We start from the raw sequence: 23,460 nt of genomic DNA, 5'->3' as shown, positions 1-23,460 counted from the left end.
TTTCGTGCCCCCACCGGGAGGCCCGTACGGTCGGGGCCATGGAGTGGAACTACGAGTCGGCCGAGAACCTCGCGGCCGCCCTGCGCGCCGGTGACGTGACCTCGGCGGAACTGACCGACGGAGCGATCGCCGCCATCGAGCGGGACGACGCCGCGATCAACGCGATCTGTGTGAAGGACTTCGACCGCGCCCGGGACGCCGCGCGCGAGGCCGACCGGGCCCGGCCCGCGGCGAGGACCGGCCGCTGCTGGGCATACCGGTGACGGTCAAGGAGAGCTACGACATCGCGGGGCTGCCCACCACCTGGGGCATGCCGCAGTACCGGGACTTCATGCCCGCCGAGGACGCGCTGCAGGTCTCGCGGCTCAAGGCCGCGGGCGCGGTGGTGCTCGGCAAGACCAACGTGCCGGTGGGGCTGCAGGACATCCAGAGCTTCAACCCGCTGCACGGCACCACCAACAACCCGTGGGACCACAGCCGCACCTCGGGCGGCTCCTCCGGCGGATCGGCGGCCGCCCTGGCATCCGGCTTCGGCGCGCTGTCCATCGGCTCCGACCTGGCCGGCTCGCTGCGCACCCCGGCCCACTTCTGCGGCATCTATTCGCACAAGCCGAGCCTCGGCCTGGTGGCGAGCCGGGGCATGGTCCCGCCGCCGGGCCCGGCGCTGCCGGCCGAACTCGACCTCGCCGTGGCCGGCCCGATGGCCCGCACCGCCCGCGACCTCGCGCTGCTGCTCGACGTGATGGCCGGGCCGGACCCGCTCACCCACGGCGTGGCCTACCGGCTGGAGCTGCCGCCCGCGCGGCACGAACGGCTGGCGGACTTCCGGGTCCTGGTCGTCGAGGACCACCCGTACATCCCGACCGGCGCCGCCGTCCGGGCGGGCGTGCAGCGGACCGCCGACGCGCTCGCCGCCGGCGGCGCCCGGGTCGACCGGCACAGCCCGCTGCTGCCGGACCTCGCCGAGAGCGCGGAGCTCTACCGGCTGTTCCTGTTCTCCGGCTCCGTCGCCCGCTTCCCCGTCGACGAACTCGCACAACTGCGGTCCCGCGCCGCCGAACTGAGCCCGGACGACCGGAGCCTGCAAGCGGCCGTACTGCGCGGCATGCTGCTCAGCCACGGCGACTGGATGACGGCGAACCAGCGGCGCGAGCTCGTGCGCCACCAGTGGCGGCAGCTCTTCGCCGAGTACGACGCCGTGGTGTGCCCGATCACGCCGACGCCCGCGTTCCCGCACGACCACCAGCCCGACCCGTTCAAGCGCGTGCTCGACGTCGACGGCACCGGGTACCCCTACTTCGACCAACTGGTCTGGGCCGGCCTGCCGACCATGCCCGGACTGCCCGCCACCGCCGTGCCGACCGGACGCTCCACCGAGGGCCTGCCGGTGGGCGTGCAGCTGATCGGGCCGATGTTCGAGGACCGCACCCCGCTGAAGCTGGCGGAACTGCTGGAACGGGAGACGGGCGGCTTCCAGCGGCGGACGTGAACCCGCGGACTCCGGCCCGTGGTTTCGGACCTGCGGCTTCCGACCCGTGGTTTCCGACCCTTTCGGATGTACAGGCAAACTGTACATCCGGCGGTCGGGAACCTAGGGTGGGTCCATGAGTGAAGACCGGGAGGCCACGCCGTCCGCCGTACAGGCCTCGCAGCAGGTGCGGTCGGTGATCGGCCGGCTGCGCCGGCGCATCCGGGCCGCCGCCGGGACGGGCGACCTGACGCTCACCCAGGCGTCCGCCATGGGGCGGCTGTTGGACGACCCCACCGGGCAGGGGCTGACCACCAGCGACCTCGCGGTCGCCGAGGGCATGCGCCACCAGTCGATGGCCACCACCATCGCCACCCTGGCCGGAGAGGGACTGGTCGACCGGCGCCGCGACCCCGACGACGGGCGGCGGGTGCTGATCGTGCTCACCGCCGAGGGCCGCCGTCGCGCCGAGGAGGGCCGGCGGGCCCGCGGCGAATGGCTCGCCGCCGAGCTCCAGGCCAAGTGCACCGAGGAGGAACGGCAGACCGTGATCGCGGCCATGGCCGTCCTCGAACGACTCGGCCACGACTGACCGGACCCGGCCCCGCTCCGTCCCCACCGAGCAATCCCGCCCCCACCGAGCAACCGCCCCCACCGAGCAACCCCGGAACCGCCGATGACCCGCCGCAGCACCGCCGAACGGAGCGGGACCGCCGACCAGGCGCCGGCCCTCGACCGCCGACTCGTCCCGCCGATGGTGCTCGGGTCCGTCCTCAACCCGATCAACTCCACCGTCATCGCGGTCGCCCTGGTCCCGCTCGGCGCCGCGCTCGGCGCCTCGCCCGCGCAGACCGCCTGGCTGGTGTCGGCGCTGTACCTGGCCACCGCGCTCGGCCAACCCGTGGTCGGCCGGCTCATCGACCTGTTCGGACCCCGCCGCCTGTTCCTCTCCGCGACCACCCTGGTCGGCGTCGCGGGCATCGTCGGCACCCTCGCCCCCAACCTCGGCGTGCTGATCGCGGCCCGCGTCGTCCTCGGCTTCGGCACCTGCGCCGGCTACCCCGCCGCGATGGCCCTGCTGCGCGCCGAGGCCCGGCGCACCGGACAGGACAGCCCCGCCGGCGTCCTCACCCTGCTCGCCGTCGCCAACCAGACCGTCGCCGTGATCGGCCCACTGCTCGGCGGACTGCTCACCAGCATCGGCGGCTGGCGCGCCACCTTCGCCCTGAACGTCCCGCTGTCGGTGCTCGCGGTCGCGCTGGGCGCCCTCCGGCTGCCCCGGGCCCGGCCCGCCGAGACTGCCGAGACTGCCGGGACGGGAGAGACCGCCGGGAGCGCCGGGACCGTCGCCGGGCCGCGTGGAGGGTTCGCCCGGCGCATCGACCTGCCCGGAATGGCGCTGTTCGCCGTCCTGCTGCTCACCCTGCTGCTGTTCCTGATGGACCCTCACCCCGACCGCTGGTACCTGCCGGTGCTCACCGCCGCCGCCGCGACCGCCTTCACCGTCCGCGAACGCCGCGCCGCGGAACCGTTCATCGACCTCAAGGTCCTCGGCGGCAACGCCCCGCTGCTGCGCACCTACGCCCGCGCGCTCGCCGCGTACGTGGTCGCCTACGCGTTCCTGTACGGCTTCGCGCAGTGGACCGAGGAAGGCTTCGGCCTGACGCCTCTTCAGGCCGGACTCGTCCAGGCCCCCACCTTCCTCGTCGGCATCGCCGTCTCCGTCGCCGCCGGACGGCGCGGCGGCATCCGCACCACCCTGCTGATCGGCGCCGTCGGCCAACTCGCCGCCTGCGCGCTGATGCTCGCCCTCGGCACGCACAGCCCGCTGTGGGCGCTGCTGGTGCTCGCCGTGGTCTTCGGGATCCCGCAGGGCGCCAACGGACTCGCCCTGCAGAACTCCGTCTTCCAGCAGTCCGACCCGGCCCGCACCGGCTCCTCCGCGGGCCTGCTCCGCACCTTCGCCTACCTCGGCTCGATGGTCGCCTCGGCTGCCACCGCCGCCGCGTACGGCCCGCACGCGGGCACCGCCGGCATGCACCGGCTGGCCTGGGTGATGCTGGCCGCGGCCGCGCTGTTCCTGCTGCTCACCGTCTTCGACCGCGGGTTGCGCACGCGGCCGGCGGGGTGAGGCCCGGACGGTCCTCCGGTCAGAACGCGCGGCCTCCGGTCAGGACGTTCGGCCTCCGGTCAGGACGTGCGCCCGCCGGTCAGGGCCAGGCCGTCCATGTAGTCGCGGGCATGGACGATCAGACCCCCGCGGACCCGCATCACCAGCAGCCCCGCGACCGCGAACCCGCCGTCCCGGCCCGCGACCTCGCCGCGCACCGTCTGCTCGACCACCAGCACCTCGGGATCCGCCGAGCGGTGCACGGCCGTCTCCTCGATCTCCTTCGGCCGCACCGGGGTCGCCCCCCACGCCGCCCGGTACCCCGCCCGCACCGCCTCCCGCCCGTCGTACCGCTCCGGAAACCCCGGCACCCGGAACGGGAACTCGTGCACGGCGTCCGGCGCGTAGAGATCCGCGAGCGCATCGGCGTCCAGCGCGAGCATCGCCTGCTGGTAGCGGGCCAGGAAGTCCAGGGGTGTCGACTCGGTCATGGTGTGCTGCTCCCGTGATCTGGCGCACGCCGGGTGCGCGGAGTGGATCCGATCAGACCGTACGCCTGTCCGACGAGGGAGCGGCCCGGAACCTGACAGCTTCCTGCCGGCTCAACTGCTGCTCGGAGACGCACCGTTGTCCGATCGTTCGACCCCGTGCTTACATGGCGCACCTCGGTGGGGACGGACCGGAAGGACGTGGTGCTCGATGTCATGGTGGAAGCGTCAGGGCGAGCTGGTGCTGGTGCCTGCCGAGTACAACCCCGAGGAAGTGCTGCACGCCGTGGACGGTTCGACCGTGGTCGGCATGGTGACCTCCAGCGACGTCTACCGCGGCCAGTTCCGCGCCGGGGTGTACGGGCGCGACACGGTCTGGATGCGCGGACTGCCGCTGAGCGGCACGCACTGGATCTGCGTCTCCGAGGACGGCGGCGAGCGGCTGGTGGACAAGCCGCAGGCCGGCACCGAGGAGTTCCGCAGCCCCCAGGAGGCCCTTGCCGCGATCGCCCGCAACCGCCTGCTGTAGTCAGCCCTTCGCCGACCGGCCGACCGTCACTCCTCGCGGCGGCGCCGGTGGTACCCGTACGTCAGTGCCAGCAGGAGCGGCCCCCACAGCACCAGCGGGAGCGTGGCCACGGCCGCCAGCGCCTTCCACCAGCCGTTGGCGTACTCGACGAGAGGAACCCCGGCGAGGTGGAGGAAGGCGAGCGGCAGCGGATCCCAGAGGACGACCAGCGCCAGCCCGCCGAGTGCGGCCGGGACGATCGCCGCGAGCGGGGGGATGCGCCGGCGGCCGACGACCGGCACCCAGGACGGAACCACCTCGCCCCAGCGGGCCACCAGCCCGAAGGAGAGGTAGGCGAGCCCCTCGGAGAGCACGCTGAGCCCGAAGACGTACAGGATCACCCACCAGTGCCACGGCTTGTGCACCGCATAGACCTGCCCCATGTCGAAGTCGAACGCGAACGGCAGCCGCCACAGGCAGGACGGCAGCACCACCACCGGTATGACCCGCGCACACCGCCCCGCCCAGCCCGGGACCGGCCGCGCCGTGTCCCCGATCGTCGGGGTGGGGGGATGAAGAAGCCTCGTGATCCGCATGCCACGGATCCTCCTCGCCCCCGCCGCACCGGGTCATCGACCTGAGGTGGCGTCAGATGACCACCTCCAGGAGGGCATCGCGTCATCCGCGGGGAGGAGGACGGCGACGAGGAGGCGCCGGCGCGCGCCGTCCGGGGTGCCCGCCGGGCCCGGCCCGGTCGGCGATGGGTGCAGCAGCTGTGTGCCGGGGGGAGGCCGTGGTCTGCGGCGGGGTTGGGTGTGGGCGAACGGGGTGAGTGCGGGTCAGTCGAGGAAGATCGCGGCGAGGCGGGGCAGGTGGCGACGCATCTCGTTGTCGTCGGCGACGTCCCAGCGGGAACCGGTCGGGTGGGTGAGGGACCTGAGCGGGGCGGCTTCCGGGGAAGCGGCCAGTGCCTCGTCGAGTCCGTCCGGTTCGCCGGTGAGGCGGTGGTAGGCGCGGCGGGCGACCTGGTGGAAGTCCTCGTTCCCGAGGAGGACGTCGCCGCCGCCACGTACTGCCGGATGGTCGGCGAGGGAGTCCGGATCGGCGAGGGCGCGCTCGTACCAGTGGCGGCCGAGAGAGATGAGGCCCTCGCGGAAGTCCATGAACCCGTCGTCGGACCACCAGCCCTCGATGAGGAACGCCGCCGCCCACAGGTCGTACCGGTAGGCAGCGTCCCGCAACTGCCACTTGCGCAGGGCGAACTGGACGACTTCCTCGGGCGTGCGGCTCACCAACCGCTCCTCGCACGCCCGCGAGATCGCTTCGTGCCGATCGTCGAAGTCCCGTTCCTGATCGTCGACTTCGGCACACGCCTCGTCCAGCAGGGCCCAGAACTCCTCGACATCCATCACACGGCCCGAGTATGCCAGGCGCTCCGCGCACCCGAGGCCGTGCTCGGGGCGAGCTGAGGCACTGCTGCGCCACTGGCGGCAGATTCCCGCGGTGTCGGCGCGTTCACGACGCCGTGCCAATGCCGCCCGCCCGGGACCGCCGTGAGGCGCCACCGGCTGGGCGCCGCCGTGCTGCGGCGCATCGGGGCGCCGCCCGGGTTCGCGCGGGGGAGGAGAAGTGATTGGCCGTCGGCAGGAGGTGTCGGCGAGGATGGGCCGGTGGAGATGCCGAGGGTGGTGCCGGAGATCGTGGCGGAGAACGGGTTCCGGCTGCGGGGGTGGGAGTTGACGGACCGGGGACTGCTGCGGGAGGTTGCCACCGATCCGTACATTCCGCTGATCACCACCGTGCCCGCGCCGTACTCCGAGGAGGGAGCGGACGCGTTCGTGCGGCGCCAGTGGATGCGGACCGAGATCGGCACCGGCTACCCGTTCGTGATCGAGGCCCCCGACGGTGAGGCCGTCGGCAACGTTGGGCTGTGGGTCGGCGAACTGCCGCTGCGCGGGGCTGCCACGGCCGGCTACTGGGTGGCCGGAGGCGCTCGCGGCCGGGGCGTCGCACTGGCCGGACTGAACGCCGTCACCGCCTGGGCGCTCGGCGAACTGGCCGTCCCCCGGATCGAGTTGTACGTCGAACCGTGGAACACCGGCTCACTGCGCACCGCCGAACGGGCCGGCTACCGCCGGGAGACCCTGGTCTCCGCCCACCAGGTGGTCGCCGGCGAACCTCGCGACATGTGGCGCTTCGCGCGCCCGTGACGGCGGCGGGCCTGCCGGTGGGCCGGTGCTCTGACCGCAGAGGTTCGCCGGGTCAAGGCGGCGACAGTCGGAGAGTCTGTGCGTACCCTCGCCGTGTGAACGATCAGGGGCAGTACGTCAGGTATCGCGAGGACTCGAAGGTGTTGGCGGCAATCGGCGTGTGTGTCGACGCTCAGGTCGCCCCGATCACCGTGCGCCTGCCGAAGGCGTTGGCCGAAGCCGCGGTAGCGGCGTGGGACCGTGAGGAGCTGGGTGGGCTCGGTGAGGAGACGCACGAGCAGTACGCCCTGCGGGACCGCGCCGCTGAGCTCGCGTTCATCGGTCTGGCGATCTCACGGCACGGCCGATGGGAGGGCGACGAGGTGGTCGTGGAGCTGGATGTGGCCTCCGTCGGCGCCGCAGTGCGCGCGTCGCAGTAGTCAGGCAGCGCAGTCGCCCGGTCGGCCGCCGTGTCACCCGCAACGGTGATGTCGGAAAGCTGCCAGCCCCCCGCCGGGCGCGTTGGTGAACTGGCCGGGAAACAAGAGAGCCCCGGCACAGGACGGACACCATGGCATCGACCAGCACCACTGCTTCGCACTCCGGTACGACGGGACCGGTGACACGATCACCGGTGGTCGAGTGGCTGTCCGTGGTGGCGGTCATGGCGGGGATCTTCGTGATCGTCACGACGGAGATCCTGCCGATCGGGCTGCTCACCTCGATCGGGTCGAGCTTCGAAGTCTCCGACGGGATGGCCGGGTTGATGATGACCATGCCCGGATTCCTGGCGGCGGTCTCGGCGCCGGTGGTGACCGTGGCGACGGCGCGGGTCGACCGGCGGGTGATGCTGTGCGCGTTCACGGCGCTGCTGGCGCTGGCGAACGGGCTGGCCGCGGTCGCGCCGGGCTACGGTCTGGTGCTGGTGTCGCGGGTGATGGTGGGGATCACCATCGGCGGGTTCTGGTCGATCGGGGCGGGGCTGGCCGATCGGCTGGTGCCCGCGGAGAAGGTCGGGCGCGCCGTGTCGGTGATCTTCTCGGCCGTGCCGCTGGGGTCCGTGCTGGGGGTACCGGCCGGGACGTTCATCGGCGAACTGGCGGGCTGGCGGACCGCGTTCGTCGCGATGGGCGTCCTGACGGTCGGGGTGCTCGGGCTGCTGGTGCTGGTCCTGCCGCCGCTGCCGCCGACCGCGACCACCCGACTGAGCGTGCTGGGCGGACTGTTCCGCAGGGTGAACGTCCGGTTCGCGCTGCTGCTGACCTTCCTCGTCGTGCTGGCGCACTTCGGTGCCTACACGTACGTGACCCCGTTCCTGGAGGAGGTCACGCACGCGAGCGCCGGACTGATCACCGTACTGCTGCTGGTCTACGGGGCGGCGGGCATCCTCGGCAACTTCCTCGGCAGCTCGCTGGTCGCCCGCCGCCCCAGGGCCGGGTTCGGCGCCGCGGCCGCGCTGCTCGCCGGAGCGACACTGCTGCTGCCGGTGCTGGGCGGTTCGACGGCCGGTGCGCTGGGGCTGCTGGTCGTGTGGGGAGCCGCGTACGGGGCGGTCCCCGCCTGCTCACAGACCTGGTTCGTCAAGGCCGCCCCCGAGGCGCCCGAGGCGGCGTCGGTGCTGTTCACCGCCTCGTTCCAGGCGACGATCTCGCTCGGCGCGCTGGTCGGCGGCAGCATCCTGGACCGCACCTCGCCGTCCGTGGTGATGGCACTCGGCGGGGTCACGGCCGCCCTGGTAGTCGTGGTCGTGCTGGCGCACGTGGCGCGGGGCAAGTTCTGACGGACGGTCAGGCGGGGTGGTTGCCGGGGGTCGGCGGTCCGGTGCGCTGGTGGGTGGGAGGTCAGGTGGAGAGGGCGTCGGCGGTCGCTTTGGTGAAGGCTTCCGGGTTGTCGAGCATGATGTTGTGGCCGCAGTCCGGGATCGCGACCACGGAGACGCCGGCGGCGGTGAGGGCGGCCGTGCCGGGGAAGGGGCCGTCGGCGGCGGGGTGGAGGAAGGTGCGGGGGATCGGCAGGGTGAGGAGCAGGTCGCGCATGACGGGGGTGCTGCCGCGGGTCAGGTGGACGGCGCTGCGGTGCAGGGCTTCGAGGCCGGCCAGGCGCATGGTCGACCACCAGCCGGGGCCCACCGCGTCCCTGACCTGCCGCCAGGCGCCGGCCAGGAACTCCTCCTCGGTGAACGCGGCGATGCCGCTGCTGCCCGCGCCGGGCGGGCCCGGCTCGGGGATCGGGTCGAGGGTGGCGTCGACCAGCACCAGCTTCGACACCAGGTGCGGGTGCCGGGCGGCGAGCACGAGCGCGACCGAGCCGCCCATGCTGTGCGCGATGAGCTCCGCCCCGTCCAGGCCGGCCGCGGTCAGCGCCGCGGCGAGGGCGTCGGCGTGCGACTCCAGGCGGTAGTCGAAGTCCACCGGACGGTCGCTGAGCCCGAAGCCGAGCAGGTCGATCAGCAGCGAGCGACGCCCGGCGAGCAGCGGATGCGCCGCGACCTCGGTGAAGTACGCGGGCGAACTGGAGCCCAGCCCGTGGACGTAGACCCGGGCCGGACCGTCGCCGCCCGGCAGTTCGACCCACCGGATCCGGTCTCCCGACGGGGTGACGGGTGCGCTGTGCATGAGGGGACCTTTCAGTCGATCACGAGAGGCAGGCCTTACGACGCTGCCGGCGTCCGGGAGTCGGCCGGCGGCTCGTCGCGGGACTCGGGGGTGAAGGCGTCGCGGCGGGCCAGGGTCACCGCCAGCGGCAGGCCCAGCCGCTCCGCCGCCCGGCGGCGGACCCGCAGTTGCGCCCTGGTCCGGGGCCGGTACGAGGGCAGGTGGGTGCAGCCGCAGCCCGGCCGGTGATCGTACGTCAGGCCCTCGGCGAGCACCGCGGCGACGACGGACCACGCCTTGGTGTCGCGCCGCCGGGGAGCCGCGAAGTCGAACCCGGCGAAGGCGAGTTGACCGCGGCAGCCGGGGCAGACCCGCCGCCCGAGCGGCCGCCACGTGCTGCCCTTGAAGGAGAGCCGGCACGCGACGCACACGTAGTGGCGGAGAGCGCCGTTGAACGCGTGGTAGCACATGATCGAACAGGCTACCGCGTCGTGCTGTCGGAGCCCGGTGCACTATTTCGGCGCCGGCAGGCGCCGGCATCGACCGTGGAGCAGTGGATGAGAACCGAAGTCCGGGCCTTCGTCGCCGACGGCCCGCTGCCCGACCGGGACTCCACCGAGGAGGAGATCGACCGGCGCTGCGCGCAGTTGGACGCGATCGCCCGGCCCGTTACCGGTGAGGAGGCCCACGCCCTGGCGGCCTGCTTCGGCCCGGACGACTGCTACGGCGTCGCCTGGACGCTCGTCCACCTCGTCGAGACCGCGCCCGGCCCGGTGCCCGCGCCTCCCCGCACCGGCGCCGGAGGCGCACCCGTGTGGGACGTCGTCCGGCACAGGTGGGGCGGGAGGGAGGAAGAGGGCGAGGAGACCGGGTGAACGGCCTCCGCAAGGCCGGGAGTAGCGTGCCGGGAATGCAGAAGGAACTGATCGAGCAGGCGTTCCGGGCCGAGGGCGGGGCGCTCGGGGCAGCGACGGCCGGGCTGGGCGAGGAGGACTGGGCACGGGCCACGCGGTGCGAGCCGTGGGCGGTGGCGGAGCTGCTGGCGCACGTGCGGGTCGCGGTGGGGCGGGTGGCGGAGATGCTGGCCGCGCCCGAGCCGGAGCGGGCGAGCGTGACGGCCGTCGGCTACTACCGTCCGGACGAGCGGTTCGACGCGGCGACCAACAGTGCCCGGATCGCGCTCGCCCGGGACGCCGCGGGGCCGACCCGGCGGGGGAGTTCGCGCGAACCTGGCGGGACACCGCGGCCCGGTTCGAGGCGGAGGGCGAGGGGCGGGTGGTGCGGACCCGGCACGGCGACCCGATGCTGCTCACCGAGTTCATGGTGACCCGGGTGGTCGAACTGGCCGTGCACGGGCTCGACCTGGCCGACGCGCTGGGACGGCCCGCCTGGCTCACCGAGGAGGCCTCGGACGTGCTGGAGGCGCTGCTGCTGAAGGGGGCTGACGGGCCGTCGGTCCGCTCCGCGCTCGGCTGGGACCGGGCGACGTTCCTGCGCAAGGCGACCGGGCGGGCCGAACTCGACGCCGCCGAACAGGCCGAGGTCGAGCGCGCCGGCATCACCTGGCTCACCCTCGGCTGACCCTCGGCGGACGGCCTCCCGGGCGCACTGCCCGGGAGGCCGTCCTGCCGGTCCGTCAGGCCCCGAGGGGCGCCGACCAGGCGGTGCGGACCGGCAGTTCGGACGGTGCGGCGAGGGCGGGAACGGCGGGCGCGGGAACGGCGGGCGCGGCGGGGCGGTGGAGGGTGAACTCGAAGTCCCCGTGGGCCTTGGGGCCCAGGCCCGGCGGCAGCAGCACCCGGGCCTCCAACTCCCAGGTGTCGGCCCGGTCGAGCCAGTAGCCGTTCCGGGCGGCGAGCGCGGCACTGATCGTCAGTGCCCGCCCGCGGGGCCGACCGCGCGACAGGTCGTCGGGTACGGTGGGCATCCGCTAGAAGTCGATGGCGTGATCGTGATCGACACCACGCCCCGGCGGCAACCCGATTTCCGCCGGGGGAGCCGGAGTTCGGACCCGGCCGAATATGCTGCCCCGGTGATCGAATCGAACAGCGCGGCCGCGGGCGGGCCCGTGGAACTGGTGATCTTCGACTGCGACGGCGTGCTGGTCGACAGCGAACGGATCGCCGTCCGCGTCCAACGGGAGGTCGGCGCGCAGCTCGGCTGGCCGCTCACCGAGGCCGAGGTGGTCCGGCACTTCATCGGCCGCTCGCACGCCGCCGGCTGGCAGGTCGTCGCCGAACGCCTCGGCGGAGAAGCCGCCGCCGAATGGGAACGGCGCTTCGAGCAGCGGCACCGCGAACTGGTCGACACCGAACTCCGGCCGGTGGACGGCATCCTGGACGCACTCGCCGCGCTCGACCTGCCCTCCTGCGTCGCCTCCAGCGGAACGCACGACAAGATGCGGCACACCCTCGGCCGGACCGGCCTCCACCAACGCTTCGAAGGACGGATCTTCAGCGCCACCGAGGTCGAGCACGGCAAACCCGCACCCGACCTGTTCCTGCACGCCGCGCGGCGGATGGGCCACGCCCCCGCGGCCTGCGCCGTCGTCGAGGACAGCGGACCCGGCACACAGGCCGCCCGCGCGGCCGGCATGCGCTGCTTCGGCTACACCGGCGGCCCCACCGGCGCCGACGCCCTCACCGGCCCCGGTACCGTGCTCTTCTCCGACATGCGGCAGCTGCCCGAACTGCTGCGCGCCGCCCACCGACCCACGAGCTGAGGACCCCATGGCCCAGGCCGAACTGCCCGCCGGCTACACCGCACGGCCGATCGATCCGGCCGCCGACCTCCCCGCCGTCCAGGAGTTGGTGAACGCCTGCGAACGCGCGCTCGACGGCACCGCCACCACCGACGAGGGCGCGCTCCCCGCGATCCTCGCCCGCGCCGGGCTCGACCCCGCCGCCGACACCCTGCTGGTGCACGCCCCGACGGCCGGCTCGCCGCCTGGGCCTGGACGGACCGGCGCGCCGAAGCCGACGTGCACCCGCAGCACCGCGGCCGCGGCCTCGGCACCGCGCTGCTCCGCTGGATCGAGGACCGGGCCCGCGAACAGGGCACCGCCGCGCTCGTCCAGGTCGTCCCCGACCGCGACCTGGCCGCCACCGCGCTGCTGCACGCCCACGGCTACCGGCCGAAGGTCACCAGCTGGCTGCTGGCCGTCGACCTCTCCGAACCGGTCGACCCGGCGCCCGCGCCCGAGGGCGTCACCGTCCGGCTGTTCCGCGCCGGCGACCCGGCGGACGAGCACGCCGCGCACCTGCTCACCGAGGACGCCTTCGACGAGTGGCAGCAGCGCCGCAAGGACTTCGACGAGTGGGCCGCCCACTCCGTGCACCGCCCACCTTCGCCGCCGACCGGTCCCCGCTCGCCTTCGCCGACGGCCGCCTGGTCGGCGCCGCCCTCGCCCTCGACCTCCCCGAAACCGCCGAAGGCTACGTCGAGGCCGTCGCCGTCCACCGCGACTACCGCCACCGCGGCATCGCCCGCCACCTGCTGCGCCACACCTTCCACGCCTGCCGCACCGCCGGCCTGCGCGCCTGCACCCTCTGGACCCACTCCGAAACCGGCGCCCTCGACCTCTACCTGAAGGCCGGCATGACGGTCCGTCACAGCTCGACCGTGCTGCAGAAGACCCTTCAGTAGGAAGCGGAGGAGCCGAGCAGGGCGTACCCCCAGCGGCTTGTCTGCTGCTGCGGGTCGGAGCGGGGAGCGGAAACGGCGGAACGCACCGCGCCCCGTTGATCGCCCGCAGACTTGGCCCCGCCGTTCCCCGGGCCCCTGGAGGCGCCGTTCGCAGCGCCTGCCCGGTCCGGCGCGCGCGGGGAAGTCGCGGACGGGGGCCGGGGTGGGTCACTAGGGTGGGGGCAGTGGGTCACGGATGAGGGAGAGACGGGGACATGGCGGGGACCGAACTGGCGGAGTTGGCGGCTTCGGGGCGACGGCGCTGGTCGGGGCGGTGGCCACCGACCTGTGGGGGCAGGTGCGGGACCGGGTGGGGCGGTTGCTCACCCGGGGACGGGAGGGGCGGGTGGAGGCCGCGCGGATGGAACTCGCCTACGCCGAGGTGCTGGACGCCGAGGAGAACGGCCTGCCCGAGGTGCGGGAGGGCGTCCGGCAGGACTGGGAGCAGCGGCTGCTGACCGTGCTGCGCGAGGATCCGACCGCGGTCGCCGAACTGCGCGCCCTGCTCGACGAGATCGCCCCGCAGGCCGGCGGGCACCGGATCGAGGTGACGACCATTCACAACGAGATCACCGCCGACGTGCACGGCGTCGCGCTGCAGATCGGCCGGGCCGACACCAGCCACGTGACGCTGCGGCAGCCCGGCGATCAGCCGTCCTGACCGTCCAGCGCGGCGAGCAGGTCCGGGCCCGACCAGGACGGCGGGGCGTCGGCGGACTCGGCGGCGCGGACCAGTTCCAGCAGCCGCCGGTTCGCGGGGGCGGCCAGTCCGTGGCGTGCGGCGAGGGCCAGCACCTCGCCCTGGAGCGAGTCGACCTCGGTGCGGCGGCCGCGCCGGAGGTCCTCCCACATCGAGGAGCGGGCCTGCGCGTCCACCCGGAGGCTGGCCGCCGCGATCCGGCGGAACAGCGCGTCCGGCAGGCCCAGGACGGCCGGCATCCACCGGGCCGGCACCGGGCTCAGCCGGGCCGGCGCCAGGCCCGCCGCGCGGAACGCTGCCAGCCCCTCGCGCTGACAGCGCGCCAGCACCAGCCGGTACGGCCGGCTGCCGAGCTGCTCGCGCAGCGGCCGTCCGGACAGCGCGTTGACGGCGTTGTTCAGGTTCATCAGCAGCTTCGCCGCCTGCACCCGAGGCATGTCCCCGCGCAGCTCCACCGGCAGCCCGGCCGTCCGGGCGGCGGCCGCGAACGGCTCGGCGGCGTCGGCGCGTTCGAGCATCAGGCGGCCCGCGGTGCCCTGGTGGAAGGCGCCCGGGCCGGAGCGGACCACGTTGTACGGCACCATGCCGGCCAGCACCCGGCGGCCGGGCAGGGCCTCGGCCAGCACCCGGGCGTTGTGCAGGCCGTTCTGGAAGCTGATCACGGTGGTGCGGTCGTCCAGGTGCGGGGCGAGCAGGCGGGCCGCGTCGGCGGTGTCCGCGGATTTCACGGTGACCAGGACGTAGTCCGCGCCGGCGGCGGCCGAGGCGTCCACGGCGGTGGCCGGGCGGGCCTCGGTCCGGAGGCCGCCGGGGCCGGTCAAGGTCAGCCCGGTGCGGTCGAGTTCGGCCATCGCGGCGGGGCGGCCGATCAGCGTCACCGCGGCGGCCGCGGTGAGCGCGCCGCCGAGGCGGCAGCCGATGCTGCCCGCGCCGAACACGGCGATCCGCAGCGGTGGCACGGCACGGTCCTCGGGCACCGGGGGCTCCTTCGTCGACGGCACGGCCCCCGAGGTTACCGGCCGGTCACCTGTACGTCAGCACCCTGACGGCCCGTCAGACCGAGGACGGCCCGCCCGGCGGGACGTGGCGGGCGGCCAGCAGCGCCGCGACGTCGTCGTCGGCGGGCCCGCCCGCGTAGCGGCGCAGGTCGCGGCGGAGGCTGTCGAGGAGCCTGGCGGAGGGCTCCGCGGTCCAGCGGGCGAGCCGCTCGGCGAGCGGGTAGAACTCGCCGGCGCGGTCACGGGTCTCGGAGACGCCGTCGGTGTACATCAGCACCCGGTCGCCGGGCCCGAACGGGACGGTGCGGACCCGGTAGTCGGAGGCGACCAGAGCGGACAGGTTGAGCGGCGGCAGCGGCACCTCCGGCTCCAGCAGGCGCACCCCGTGCGGCTGGATCAGCACCGGCGGCGGGTGGCCGCAGTTCAGCAGGCGGGCCTCGGGCCGGTCGTCGGGGATCTCCAACAGCACGGCGGTGGCGAAGCGTTCGGCCGCGTCCGGCGAGGAGGCCCGCTCCGCGTACCGCTGCAGGCCGGTCTCCAGCCGGCTGGCCAGCGCCGGAAGGTCCTTGGAGTCGTAGGCGGCCTCGCGGAACGAGCCGAGCAGCGCCGCCGCCATCTCCACCGCGGGCAGGCCCTTGCCCTGCACGTCGCCGAGGATGATCCGGACGCCGAACGGCGTGCGCACCGCCTCGTACAGGTCGCCGCCGATCTGCGCCTGCTCGGCGGCCGCCGTGTAGTACAGCGCCAGGTCGACGCCGTTGATCCGGTCCGGCAGCGGGCGCAGCACCACCTGCTGGGCGGTCTGCGCGACCGAGCGGACCAGCGCCAGGTCGTGCTCGCGGCGCACCCGCTGCCCGGCGGCGTACGCGGCGGCCAGCGTGACGGTCACGGTCGCGGCGATCACCGAGGCTCCGGAGGCGCCGACGTGGCCGTCCCGGACCAGGGCCAGCACCACTTCGGCGACGACCGCGACGAGGCCGATCATCAGCGTCCCGGACGGGCCCCAACTGGCGGCGGCGAGCGCGGGGGCGGCCACCACGAAGCGGTCGTAGCGCTGGCCGGCCGGGGTCTCGGTGTCGGCGGCCACCGCGAGGGCGATCAGCAGGAACGGCGCCAGGCGGCTGAGGGCGCTCAGCACCGGGCGCGGGCGGGCCGGATCCGGCTTGTCGGTGATCGTGGGCATGACCCGGTGAACGGTACCCGGGCGAGCCGTCCGGGTGTGGGAGGCGCGGGCGGGCCGCACCGGGAAGATGATCAACCGTGCCTGACGGCCGCTCAATGGTCGCCGCCACCATGCCGTTCCGGTCCGCGGTGGTGCGCCGGGCCATGGGCGGTGCCTCCGGCCCGCGCCGATGATTCACGCCAACGTGCTCGGCCACCCCCCACCCGGCCTGCGAGCACACGGCGAGAGCGGAGCCCCCCACATGACAGGACACCACGGCGGAACGGGACGGATCGGACGCTGGGCGAAGGCGCTGGTCGCGGGAGCGGTGCTGGCAGCCGGCGTGCTGACCGGCGCGCCGCCGGCCTCGGCGGCCGGCCTCGGCCAGGTCACCGGCTTCGGCACCAACCCCGGCAACCTGGCGATGTACAGCTACGCGCCGGGCGGACTGGCCACCGGCAAGCCGCTGGTGGTCGCGCTGCACGGCTGCACCCAGACCGCGAGCGACTACTACAACAACTCCGGCTGGGCGCAGCTCGCCGACCGCTGGGGCTTCGCGGTGGTCTTCCCGCAGACCAACTCCACCAACAACCTGCTGTCCTGCTTCTCCTGGTTCGACAGCGGCAAGGACACCCGCGGCAAGGGCGAGGCGCTGTCGGTCAAGCAGATGGTCGACAAGGCGGTGACGCTGTACGGCAGCGACCCGTCGCGGGTGTACGTGACCGGCCTGTCCGCCGGCGCCGGCATGGCCGCCGACCTGCTGGCCGACTACCCGGACGTGTTCGCGGGCGGCTCGATCGCCGCCGGCCTGCCCGCGCAGTGCGCGACCACGCAGGCAGCCGCGTCCGGCTGCCAGAACTCCAACCAGAACCTGACGCCCGCCCAGTGGGGCGACAAGGTCCGCGCGTCCAACCCGGGCTGGACCGGGCCGTGGCCGCGGGTGGCGATCTGGCACGGCTCCTCGGACACCACCGTCGCCCCGGTCAACGCCACCGAGCTGCGCGACCAGTGGACGAACGTGTGGGGCATCCCGCAGACCGCCTCGGCCACCCAGTCGCTGCCCGGCGGCACCACGCTGAGCGTGTACAACGACGGTGCGGGCAAGCCGGCCGTGCAGCTGTACAGCGTCTCCGGGATGGGCCACGGCCTGCCGGTGAGCCCCGGCAGCGGCACCGCCAACTGCGGACAGGCCGGCGCCTACTTCCTCAACACCATCTGCTCCTCCTACTACACCGGGCTGTTCTGGGGCCTGGACGGCAGCACCGGCGGCGACGGGGGCGGCAGCACCCAGCTGCCCGCGCCGGGCGGCCTGGCCGTCACCGGGACCACCGACAGCACCGCGTCGCTGAGTTGGAACGCGGTGGCCGGGGCGGCGTCCTACACGGTGTACCGCGGCGGCGCGCAGGTCGGCACCGCCACCGGCACCGCGTACACCGACACCGGGCTGAGCGCCGGCACCGGCTACGCCTACACGGTGGCCGCGGTGGACGCCAACGGGCAGGCGGGGAAGGCGAGTTCGGCGGTGACCGCGACCACCACCGGGAGCGTCTTCACGCCGAAGTGCTGGACCGACAACAACTACAACCAGGTCGCCGCGGGCCGCGCCCACCAGAGCGGCGGGTACGCGTACGCCAACGGCTCCGGGCAGAACATGGGGCTGTGGAACCTGTTCGTGACGCACACCTTGAAGGAGACTTCGGCCGGCTACTACGTCATCGCCGACTCCGGCTGCGGTGCGTGAATCCCGGAACGACCTCTGACCAGCGATGATGTGGGGCCCCGCCGGTTTCCGGCGGGGCCCGCCACTGTGTCAGAGGCGCAACAAGACGTCTGACAGATTGAATGATTGTCCTTCGTCACAGGGGCGGCGAGACTCGTGCACTCAACATCCGTGCCGACACCCGATTGCCAAGGTGAAAATGACCGCCATCCCCGTGGCCCCGCCGGAGAACCGGTGGGCAACGCCCAAGCGCGTGAGCCTGGTTCCCCTGGTCGCCCTGATCTTCTTCAGCGTCTCCGGCGGCGCCTACGGCATCGAGCCGCTGTTCTCGACGTCCGGGCCCGGTATGGGCATCCTGCTGATCCTGATCACCCCGCTGATCTACAGCGTGCCGCACGCCCTGGTCTGCGCCGAACTCGGCACCGCCATCCCCGTCGAGGGCGGCTACTACCACTGGGTCAAGCGCGGCCTCGGCCGGTTCTGGGCCTTCCAGCAGGGCGTCCTGCAGTGGGTGTGCAGCTTCGTCGACATGGCGCTGTACCCGGTCATGTTCACCTCGTACCTGTCCAGCCTGATCAGCGCCGTCGCCCCCGGCAAGCACGTGCTGTTCGAACTCGCCGGCCTGCAGATCGACCTGAACTGGGTGATCTGCGTCGGCGTCATCCTGATCTTCACGCTGCTGAACCTGATGGGCGCGGGCTGGGTCGGCGACTCCTCGGTGGCGTTCGCGATCATCTGCCTGACCCCGATGCTGATCCTCACCGCGATCGGCGGCTACCACCTGCTGACCGACGGCATCAACCCGGTCTCCTCGATGACCGCCGAGCAGGGCCAGTCCACCTGGAACGCCTTCGGCTCCGGCCTGTTCATCGTGATGTGGAACTACTCCGGCTGGGACTCCGTCTCCACCGTGGCCGGCGAAATGGAGAACCCGAAGAAGCACCTGCCCAAGGCGCTGGTCTGGTCCGTCCTGCTGATCATCGTCGGCTACCTGCTGCCCTCGATCGCCGCGCTCGCGGTCGGCGCCGACGGCGAGGCCGGCTGGACGAAGTGGGAGGACGGCTCGTTCTCCGACATCGCCGGCGAACTCGCCGGCCCCTGGCTCCAGTACACCGTCACCATCGGCGGCCTGTTCGCCTCGGTCGCGATGTTCTCCGCGCTGCTCGCCTCCTACTCCCGGCTGCCGTCCTCGCTCTCCCGCGACGGCTACCTGCCCAACTGGGTCTCCAAGGAGAGCAAGCGCTACCGGATGCCGATGGCGTCGATCATCGGATCCTCCGTCATCTACGCGCTGTTCTGCTTCTCCAGCTTCCAGAGCCTGGTCATCTACGACGTCTTCCTCACCAACCTCGGCATCCTGCTGGAGGTCGCCGCCCTGATCGCGCTGCGCATCCGGGAACCCCGACTGGAGCGCCCGTACCGGATCCCCGGCGGCTGGTGGAGCATCGGCGCGATCACCGCCTGCCTGACCGCCGTCAGCGTCTGGGCCGCCGTCGAGCAGTACCGCGAGGAAGGCACCAAGGCCGTCGTCTACTGCCTGATCGTGGTCGGCATCTCGCTGCTGCTCTACCCGCTGCTGTCGCGGCGCAAGGCCGCCCGCGAGGCCGCCGCCGTCGAGCGCCACGCCGCGCAGCAGGCCGCCGGGGTGCGGGCGTACGGCCTGTCAGAGTGGCAGCCGGACTCGCCACACACTGACAAGGCCGCCACCGGCACCGGACCGGATAGCGTCGAGGCATGATCAACAGCTTCGCCCTGCACGTCCCGGACGCCGAGCTGGAACCCGAGCCGCTCGACCCCGAGCAGATCGTCTCCGGCACCCCCGAGGTCACCGGCAAGGTGGTCTGGGAGTCCGCCGACGGCCGCCAGATCCGCGGGATCTGGCAGATCACCCCCGGGGTGGTCACCGACACCGAGGCCGACGAGATGTTCGTCGTCCTCAGCGGCCGGGCCACCGTCGCCTTCGAGGACGGCCCCGTGCTCGAAGTCGGACCCGGCGACCTCGCGGTGCTGCGCGAGGGCGACCGCACCACCTGGACCGTCCACGAGACGCTCCGCAAGGTCTACACCATCAACCTCGGCCCGGACGTGGCCGAGGACGAGGACCGATAACCGCCGCGAGCGGCACAGCAGTCGGCCCGGCCGCCCCCACGGCCGGGCCGACACCCTCCCAAGGCAAGGAACCGAGAACATGGACCCCGTACACGCCCTGCGGGACGCCAAGCCCACCCCGTTCTGGCTGGAGGACCCCGGACGCCCCGAGGCCAACTCGGCGCTCACCGGAGACGTGCGCTGCGACCTGCTGGTCGTCGGCGGCGGATACAGCGGCCTGTGGACCGCACTCATCGCCAAGGAACGCGACCCCGGCCGCGACGTGGTCCTGATCGAGGCCCAGGAGACCGCCTGGGCCGCCTCCGGGCGCAACGGCGGCTTCTGCGCCGCCAGCCTCACCCACGGCCTCGGCAACGGCCTGGAGCGCTGGCCGGACGAACTCGCCGCCCTCGAACAGCTCGGCGCGCGCAACCTGCAATCGATCGAGGACGCCGTCACCACCTACGACATCGACTGCGACTGGGAGCGCACCGGCGAACTCGACGTCGCCACCGAGCCGCACCAGGTCGAGGAACTCGCCGAACTGTACGAACTCGCCAAGCAGTACGGCGACTACGAGTTCCTGGACGCCGACGCCGTCCGCGCCCAGGTGAACTCCCCGACCTACCTCGGCGCGCTGTGGGACAAGGACGGCGTGGGCATGGTCCACCCCGCCAAGCTCGCCTGGGGCCTCAAGCAGGCCTGCGAACGCCTCGGCGTGCGGATCTACGAGCACACCAAGGCCACCGACATCGCCGAGACCGCCGCCGGCATGGCCGTCCGCACCCCCTACGGCCGGGTGTTCGCCCGTCAGGTCGCCCTCGGCACCAACGTGTTCCCCTCGCTGGTCAAGCGGATCCGCCCGTACACCGTGCCGGTCTACGACTACGCGCTGATGACCGAGCCGCTGAACGCCGAGCAGCTCGCCGCGATCGGCTGGCAGAACCGGCAGGGCGTCGGCGACAGCGCCAACCAGTTCCACTACTACCGGCTGTCCGCCGACAACCGGATCCTGTGGGGCGGCTACGACGCGATCTACCACTACGGGGCCAAGGTCCGCGCCGAGTACGACCACCGGCCGCAGACCTACCAGACCCTCGCCCGGCACTTCTTCCAGACCTTCCCGCAACTCGAGGGCCTGCGCTTCACGCACGCCTGGGGCGGCGCGATCGACACCTGCACCCGGTTCTCCGCGTTCTTCGACACCGCCTACCACGGCAAGGTCGCGCTCGCCGCGGGCTACACCGGCCTCGGCGTCGGCGCGACCCGGTTCGGCGCCGAGGTCATGCTCGACCTGCTGGCCGGCGCGCCCACCGAGCGCACCGCGCTGGAGATGGTCCGCCGCAAGCCGCTGCCGTTCCCGCCCGAGCCCGTCCGCTGGGCCGGCATCGGCATCACCAAGTGGTCGCTGGACCGCGCCGACCGCAACGGCGGCCGCCGCAACCTGTGGCTGAAGACCATGGACGCCGTCGGCCTCGGCTTCGACAGCTGACGACCCGTCACCCGCGCCGGCCGCCCCGCACGCCTCGACGCGCCCGGCCGGCCGGCGCGGGCGCGTCAACCGCCGTCCCCGCACAGCCGGTCCAGCTGCTGGAGATCCGAATCGAGATCGCCGATCACCTCGTTCGGATCGGCCAGCACCATGCCGCTCAGCCGGAAGCTCAACTCCTGGAACCCCTGCGCCAGCCGCAGGATCGTCGGCCGCACCGGCGGATCCGCGTCCGTGCCCGCCCGCATCAACCCCTGGTACGCCAGGTTCGCCGCGTCCGCCTGCGCCGGCCGGGTCGACCCCGGATCGCGCCGGTACGCCGCGACCGCGGCCTGTGCCTGCGCGCACCCCGCCGCCCGCACCGTCGGCAACGGGAGCGGCGGCGCCGACGTCCGGGCCGGAGCCGGGGACGGTGCGGAGGACGGCGGTTCGGGATCCGGCGACGGGGTGGCGGAGCGGCTCGGCACCGGCGCGGGCGTCGGATCGGGCGTCCATCCCGAGGACGCCACCGGCGCGGGCGCGGCGGCCTTCGGCGCCTCCCGCGGCACCAGGTACGCCACCAGCGCGACCAGCGCCGCCACCACCCCGGCCAGCGCCCCACCGCGCCCCAGTCCGTCCGCCGCGGGCCCGGGCCGCCGCCCCGGGCTGCCGGTCCCCGGGCCGCCCGCCCCGCCGGATCCTCCGGCTGACTCTCCGTCATGCCGCCATCCTGACGCGGCACTCGCACCACCGTCCAGCACCCGGCCGTGCGGCGGCGCTCAGTCGGGCACGCGCTCGCCCGCCGCGCGGGCCGCGTCGCGGGCCGCCCGTTCGACCCGGGCGTAGTGGGCCGGCCAGAAGTCGGCGGGCACCTCGGGGAGGACCTCGTCACCCGGACGCAACCCCGTCGCGCCGTCCAGGAGTTCGCGGACCAGGTCGAGCTGGCCGGTGTGCCGCTGGCTCTCCACCACCACGTGCAGCAGGATCCGCTCCAGCGACAGCTGCGAGTGCGGCGGCCAGGGCACCCGGCCGAGAGCGTCCAGCGGAAGGGAGTCGACGGTCTCGTCGGAGTGCGCCCACACCCGGCGGTACTCCGCGATCAGCGACTCCCGGCTCTCGTCCGGCCGGGCCCAGAGGTCGTCGTTCGGCTCGGCCGCGCCCGCCACCCACAGGCCCGGCGCCCCGTCGAACGGACGGCCGAAGGCCTCGCCCAGGTAGACCGCCTCCGCACCCGTCAGGTGCTTCACCACACCCAGCAGATTCGTCCCCGACGGCGTCACCGGGCGGCGCACGTCGTACTCCGACAGGCCCTCCAGCTTCCACAGCACCGCGTCCCGGGCATCCTGCAGATAGATCTTCAAACCGCGCTTGGAATCGTTCGGCTGCTCAGTCATGGGGCGAGTCTGGCCGGGCCGGAAAACGGGCGGCAAAGGGTTTTCCCGCTCGGCCAGGGTGCCGCGCATGGCCATCGACCGAGAACTCGTGGACGCCGCGATCGAGCTGACCCGCCGTCGCTTCCCCGGACAGGACTGGGCCGGCGCCGCAGCGCTGCGCCTGGACGACGGCACCGTGCTGACCAGCACCGCGCCCGAGCCGCCGAACAACGCCGTCCGGCTGTGCCACGAGACCGGGGCGATCTGCGAGGCCTACAAACTCGACCGCAAGGTGGTCGCCTCGGTGTGCGTCACCGCCGCCGACCAGGGCCGCGGGTTCTGGGTGCTCGCCCCGTGCGGCGTCTGCCAGGAACGGCTGTTCGCCCACGGCCCCGACGTCGAGGTCGGCGTCCCGCTCCCCGAGGACCCGACGCGCTGGCGCACCCTGCGGCTGCGCGACGTCCAACCGCACTGGTTCGCCCGGGTGTTCCCCGACGACGTGTGGCCCTACGAGTAGCGCTGCGCAGTCGGCCCCAGGGGTGGTGCCGGGGGCCGCGTCAGTCGGTGATGGCGAAGACGAGCAGGCCCTCCAGCGGCTCCGGGATCACCTCCACGTGCTCCACCTCCGCCCGGGACGGGCCGCGCCGCATCCAGGCCACCATCCGCTCCACCGGCGCGTCGTCGCCCTCGAAGACCGCCTCCACCCGGCCGTCCGGAAGGTTCCGCACCCAGCCGGCCACGCCCGCCTCCGCCGCCGCCCGCCGGCAGGAGTCGCGGAAGAACACCCCCTGCACCGTGCCCGAGACCAGCACCCGCCGCCGGATCACCCGCACCCACCTCGCCCCGCTCGCCGCCACTGCCCCGCCAGATATACCGCAGGCGGCCCCGCCCGGAGCCGCAGGCAGGGCCG

General features: G+C 73.6%; 26 protein-coding genes and 3 pseudogenes. 18 read left to right on the top strand and 11 right to left on the bottom strand.

Features of this window, described 5'->3' with window-relative positions; all coding sequences use genetic code 11:
- Positions 1 to 38: 38 nt before the first annotated feature.
- The 3 genes and pseudogenes from KCH_RS00840 (at position 39) to KCH_RS00830 (ending at position 3,599) form a co-directional block, all read left to right on the top strand.
- Positions 39 to 1,489, top strand: a pseudogene (locus tag KCH_RS00840) (amidase).
- Positions 1,490 to 1,604: 115 nt separating this feature from the next.
- A complete protein-coding gene (locus KCH_RS00835; protein ID WP_035858111.1) occupies positions 1,605 to 2,060 on the top strand; it encodes a MarR family transcriptional regulator in 456 nt (151 codons plus the stop codon).
- A gap of 84 nt (positions 2,061 to 2,144) precedes the next feature.
- Positions 2,145 to 3,599 (top strand): MFS transporter, encoded by a 1,455-nt coding sequence (locus KCH_RS00830; protein WP_035858110.1) that lies wholly within the window; start codon positions 2,145 to 2,147, stop codon positions 3,597 to 3,599.
- 59 nt (positions 3,600 to 3,658) lie between these two features.
- Here KCH_RS00830 and KCH_RS00825 read toward each other — a convergent pair whose 3' ends face one another.
- Positions 3,659 to 4,069 (bottom strand): nuclear transport factor 2 family protein, encoded by a 411-nt coding sequence (locus KCH_RS00825; protein ID WP_035858108.1) that lies wholly within the window; start codon positions 4,067 to 4,069, stop codon positions 3,659 to 3,661.
- Positions 4,070 to 4,277: 208 nt separating this feature from the next.
- Here KCH_RS00825 and KCH_RS00820 point away from each other — a divergent pair, with 208 nt between their 5' ends.
- Positions 4,278 to 4,595, top strand: a complete 318-nt coding sequence (locus KCH_RS00820; protein ID WP_035858106.1) for a hypothetical protein — start codon at positions 4,278 to 4,280, stop codon at positions 4,593 to 4,595.
- A gap of 26 nt (positions 4,596 to 4,621) precedes the next feature.
- Here KCH_RS00820 and KCH_RS00815 read toward each other — a convergent pair whose 3' ends face one another.
- Complete coding sequence (locus KCH_RS00815; protein ID WP_244305064.1) at positions 4,622 to 5,068, bottom strand: hypothetical protein; 447 nt, start codon at positions 5,066 to 5,068, stop codon at positions 4,622 to 4,624.
- Between the two features lie 345 nt (positions 5,069 to 5,413).
- A complete protein-coding gene (locus tag KCH_RS00810) occupies positions 5,414 to 5,983 on the bottom strand; it encodes a DUF4240 domain-containing protein (RefSeq protein WP_035858101.1) in 570 nt (189 codons plus the stop codon).
- 267 nt (positions 5,984 to 6,250) lie between these two features.
- On the opposite strand from KCH_RS00810, the gene KCH_RS00805 reads away from it, so the two are divergent.
- The 3 genes from KCH_RS00805 to KCH_RS00795 all read left to right on the top strand — a co-directional run bounded on the left by KCH_RS00805 (position 6,251) and on the right by KCH_RS00795 (position 8,543).
- A complete protein-coding gene (locus KCH_RS00805) occupies positions 6,251 to 6,784 on the top strand; it encodes a GNAT family N-acetyltransferase (protein WP_035870372.1) in 534 nt (177 codons plus the stop codon).
- 95 nt (positions 6,785 to 6,879) lie between these two features.
- Positions 6,880 to 7,203, top strand: coding sequence for a hypothetical protein (locus KCH_RS00800; RefSeq protein WP_035858100.1), 324 nt, complete (start codon positions 6,880 to 6,882; stop codon positions 7,201 to 7,203).
- A 131-nt stretch (positions 7,204 to 7,334) separates the two neighbouring features.
- Positions 7,335 to 8,543 (top strand): MFS transporter, encoded by a 1,209-nt coding sequence (locus tag KCH_RS00795; RefSeq protein WP_167573941.1) that lies wholly within the window; start codon positions 7,335 to 7,337, stop codon positions 8,541 to 8,543.
- 61 nt (positions 8,544 to 8,604) lie between these two features.
- On the opposite strand, the gene KCH_RS00790 is transcribed toward KCH_RS00795, so the two are convergent.
- Together KCH_RS00790 and KCH_RS00785 are read right to left on the bottom strand one after the other, a co-directional pair.
- Positions 8,605 to 9,378, bottom strand: coding sequence for an alpha/beta fold hydrolase (locus KCH_RS00790; protein ID WP_035858096.1), 774 nt, complete (start codon positions 9,376 to 9,378; stop codon positions 8,605 to 8,607).
- 35 nt (positions 9,379 to 9,413) lie between these two features.
- Entirely contained in the window at positions 9,414 to 9,827 is a 414-nt protein-coding gene (locus tag KCH_RS00785; protein WP_035858094.1) for a hypothetical protein, read from the bottom strand.
- A gap of 87 nt (positions 9,828 to 9,914) precedes the next feature.
- Here KCH_RS00785 and KCH_RS00780 point away from each other — a divergent pair, with 87 nt between their 5' ends.
- Positions 9,915 to 10,232 (top strand): hypothetical protein, encoded by a 318-nt coding sequence (locus KCH_RS00780; RefSeq protein WP_035858091.1) that lies wholly within the window; start codon positions 9,915 to 9,917, stop codon positions 10,230 to 10,232.
- 35 nt (positions 10,233 to 10,267) lie between these two features.
- Positions 10,268 to 10,938, top strand: a pseudogene (locus KCH_RS00775) (maleylpyruvate isomerase N-terminal domain-containing protein).
- A gap of 55 nt (positions 10,939 to 10,993) precedes the next feature.
- Here the strand turns inward: KCH_RS00775 and KCH_RS00770 are convergent.
- Positions 10,994 to 11,284, bottom strand: coding sequence for a hypothetical protein (locus tag KCH_RS00770; protein WP_035858088.1), 291 nt, complete (start codon positions 11,282 to 11,284; stop codon positions 10,994 to 10,996).
- Between the two features lie 105 nt (positions 11,285 to 11,389).
- Here KCH_RS00770 and KCH_RS00765 point away from each other — a divergent pair, with 105 nt between their 5' ends.
- From KCH_RS00765 to KCH_RS00755, 4 genes and pseudogenes are all read left to right on the top strand, one after another.
- On the top strand, positions 11,390 to 12,079 hold the full coding sequence (locus tag KCH_RS00765; RefSeq protein ID WP_244305062.1) for an HAD family hydrolase: 690 nt from the start codon (positions 11,390 to 11,392) through the stop codon (positions 12,077 to 12,079).
- Positions 12,080 to 12,337: 258 nt separating this feature from the next.
- Positions 12,338 to 12,430 (top strand): annotated as a pseudogene (locus tag KCH_RS43685) (GNAT family N-acetyltransferase); the annotation flags it as partial.
- 242 nt (positions 12,431 to 12,672) lie between these two features.
- Positions 12,673 to 13,002 (top strand): GNAT family N-acetyltransferase, encoded by a 330-nt coding sequence (locus KCH_RS43680; RefSeq protein WP_244305060.1) that lies wholly within the window; start codon positions 12,673 to 12,675, stop codon positions 13,000 to 13,002.
- A 313-nt stretch (positions 13,003 to 13,315) separates the two neighbouring features.
- Positions 13,316 to 13,702, top strand: a complete 387-nt coding sequence (locus tag KCH_RS00755) for a hypothetical protein (protein ID WP_051652587.1) — start codon at positions 13,316 to 13,318, stop codon at positions 13,700 to 13,702.
- On the opposite strand, the gene KCH_RS00750 is transcribed toward KCH_RS00755, so the two are convergent.
- Both KCH_RS00750 and KCH_RS00745 read right to left on the bottom strand, forming a co-directional pair.
- On the bottom strand, positions 13,690 to 14,718 hold the full coding sequence (locus KCH_RS00750; RefSeq protein ID WP_244305059.1) for a 2-dehydropantoate 2-reductase: 1,029 nt from the start codon (positions 14,716 to 14,718) through the stop codon (positions 13,690 to 13,692). The two genes, KCH_RS00755 and KCH_RS00750, sit on opposite strands and share 13 nt — an antisense overlap.
- A gap of 76 nt (positions 14,719 to 14,794) precedes the next feature.
- Positions 14,795 to 15,922: a PP2C family protein-serine/threonine phosphatase gene (locus KCH_RS00745; protein WP_035858086.1), complete on the bottom strand. Its 1,128-nt coding sequence runs from the start codon at positions 15,920 to 15,922 to the stop codon at positions 14,795 to 14,797.
- A gap of 241 nt (positions 15,923 to 16,163) precedes the next feature.
- Between KCH_RS00745 and KCH_RS00740 the strand changes: the two genes are divergently transcribed.
- The 4 genes from KCH_RS00740 to KCH_RS00725 all read left to right on the top strand — a co-directional run bounded on the left by KCH_RS00740 (position 16,164) and on the right by KCH_RS00725 (position 21,201).
- Positions 16,164 to 17,642 carry an extracellular catalytic domain type 1 short-chain-length polyhydroxyalkanoate depolymerase gene (locus KCH_RS00740; protein WP_084223075.1) on the top strand — a complete coding sequence of 493 codons (1,479 nt, stop codon included), beginning with the start codon at positions 16,164 to 16,166 and terminating at the stop codon, positions 17,640 to 17,642.
- Between the two features lie 232 nt (positions 17,643 to 17,874).
- Positions 17,875 to 19,359: an APC family permease gene (locus KCH_RS00735; RefSeq protein ID WP_167573939.1), complete on the top strand. Its 1,485-nt coding sequence runs from the start codon at positions 17,875 to 17,877 to the stop codon at positions 19,357 to 19,359.
- Complete coding sequence (locus KCH_RS00730; protein WP_035858083.1) at positions 19,356 to 19,730, top strand: cupin domain-containing protein; 375 nt, start codon at positions 19,356 to 19,358, stop codon at positions 19,728 to 19,730. Before KCH_RS00735 ends, KCH_RS00730 begins: the two co-directional genes overlap by 4 nt.
- A 79-nt stretch (positions 19,731 to 19,809) precedes the next feature.
- Positions 19,810 to 21,201 carry an NAD(P)/FAD-dependent oxidoreductase gene (locus KCH_RS00725; protein WP_035858081.1) on the top strand — a complete coding sequence of 464 codons (1,392 nt, stop codon included), beginning with the start codon at positions 19,810 to 19,812 and terminating at the stop codon, positions 21,199 to 21,201.
- Positions 21,202 to 21,266: 65 nt separating this feature from the next.
- On the opposite strand, the gene KCH_RS40700 is transcribed toward KCH_RS00725, so the two are convergent.
- Both KCH_RS40700 and KCH_RS00710 read right to left on the bottom strand, forming a co-directional pair.
- Positions 21,267 to 21,782 (bottom strand): hypothetical protein, encoded by a 516-nt coding sequence (locus tag KCH_RS40700; RefSeq protein WP_157031820.1) that lies wholly within the window; start codon positions 21,780 to 21,782, stop codon positions 21,267 to 21,269.
- Between the two features lie 174 nt (positions 21,783 to 21,956).
- A complete protein-coding gene (locus tag KCH_RS00710; protein ID WP_035858075.1) occupies positions 21,957 to 22,571 on the bottom strand; it encodes a DinB family protein in 615 nt (204 codons plus the stop codon).
- 67 nt (positions 22,572 to 22,638) lie between these two features.
- On the opposite strand from KCH_RS00710, the gene KCH_RS00705 reads away from it, so the two are divergent.
- Positions 22,639 to 23,067: a cytidine deaminase gene (locus KCH_RS00705; RefSeq protein WP_035858073.1), complete on the top strand. Its 429-nt coding sequence runs from the start codon at positions 22,639 to 22,641 to the stop codon at positions 23,065 to 23,067.
- Between the two features lie 40 nt (positions 23,068 to 23,107).
- Here the strand turns inward: KCH_RS00705 and KCH_RS00700 are convergent, their stop codons facing one another.
- A complete protein-coding gene (locus KCH_RS00700; RefSeq protein ID WP_208865903.1) occupies positions 23,108 to 23,377 on the bottom strand; it encodes an acylphosphatase in 270 nt (89 codons plus the stop codon).
- Positions 23,378 to 23,460: the final 83 nt, after the last annotated feature.

Source organism: Kitasatospora cheerisanensis KCTC 2395 (genome assembly GCF_000696185.1).
Taxonomy (GTDB): domain Bacteria; phylum Actinomycetota; class Actinomycetes; order Streptomycetales; family Streptomycetaceae; genus Kitasatospora; species Kitasatospora cheerisanensis.
The sequence above is the reverse complement of the archived record's forward strand: the minus strand, read 5'-3'. Positions and strand labels throughout refer to the sequence as shown.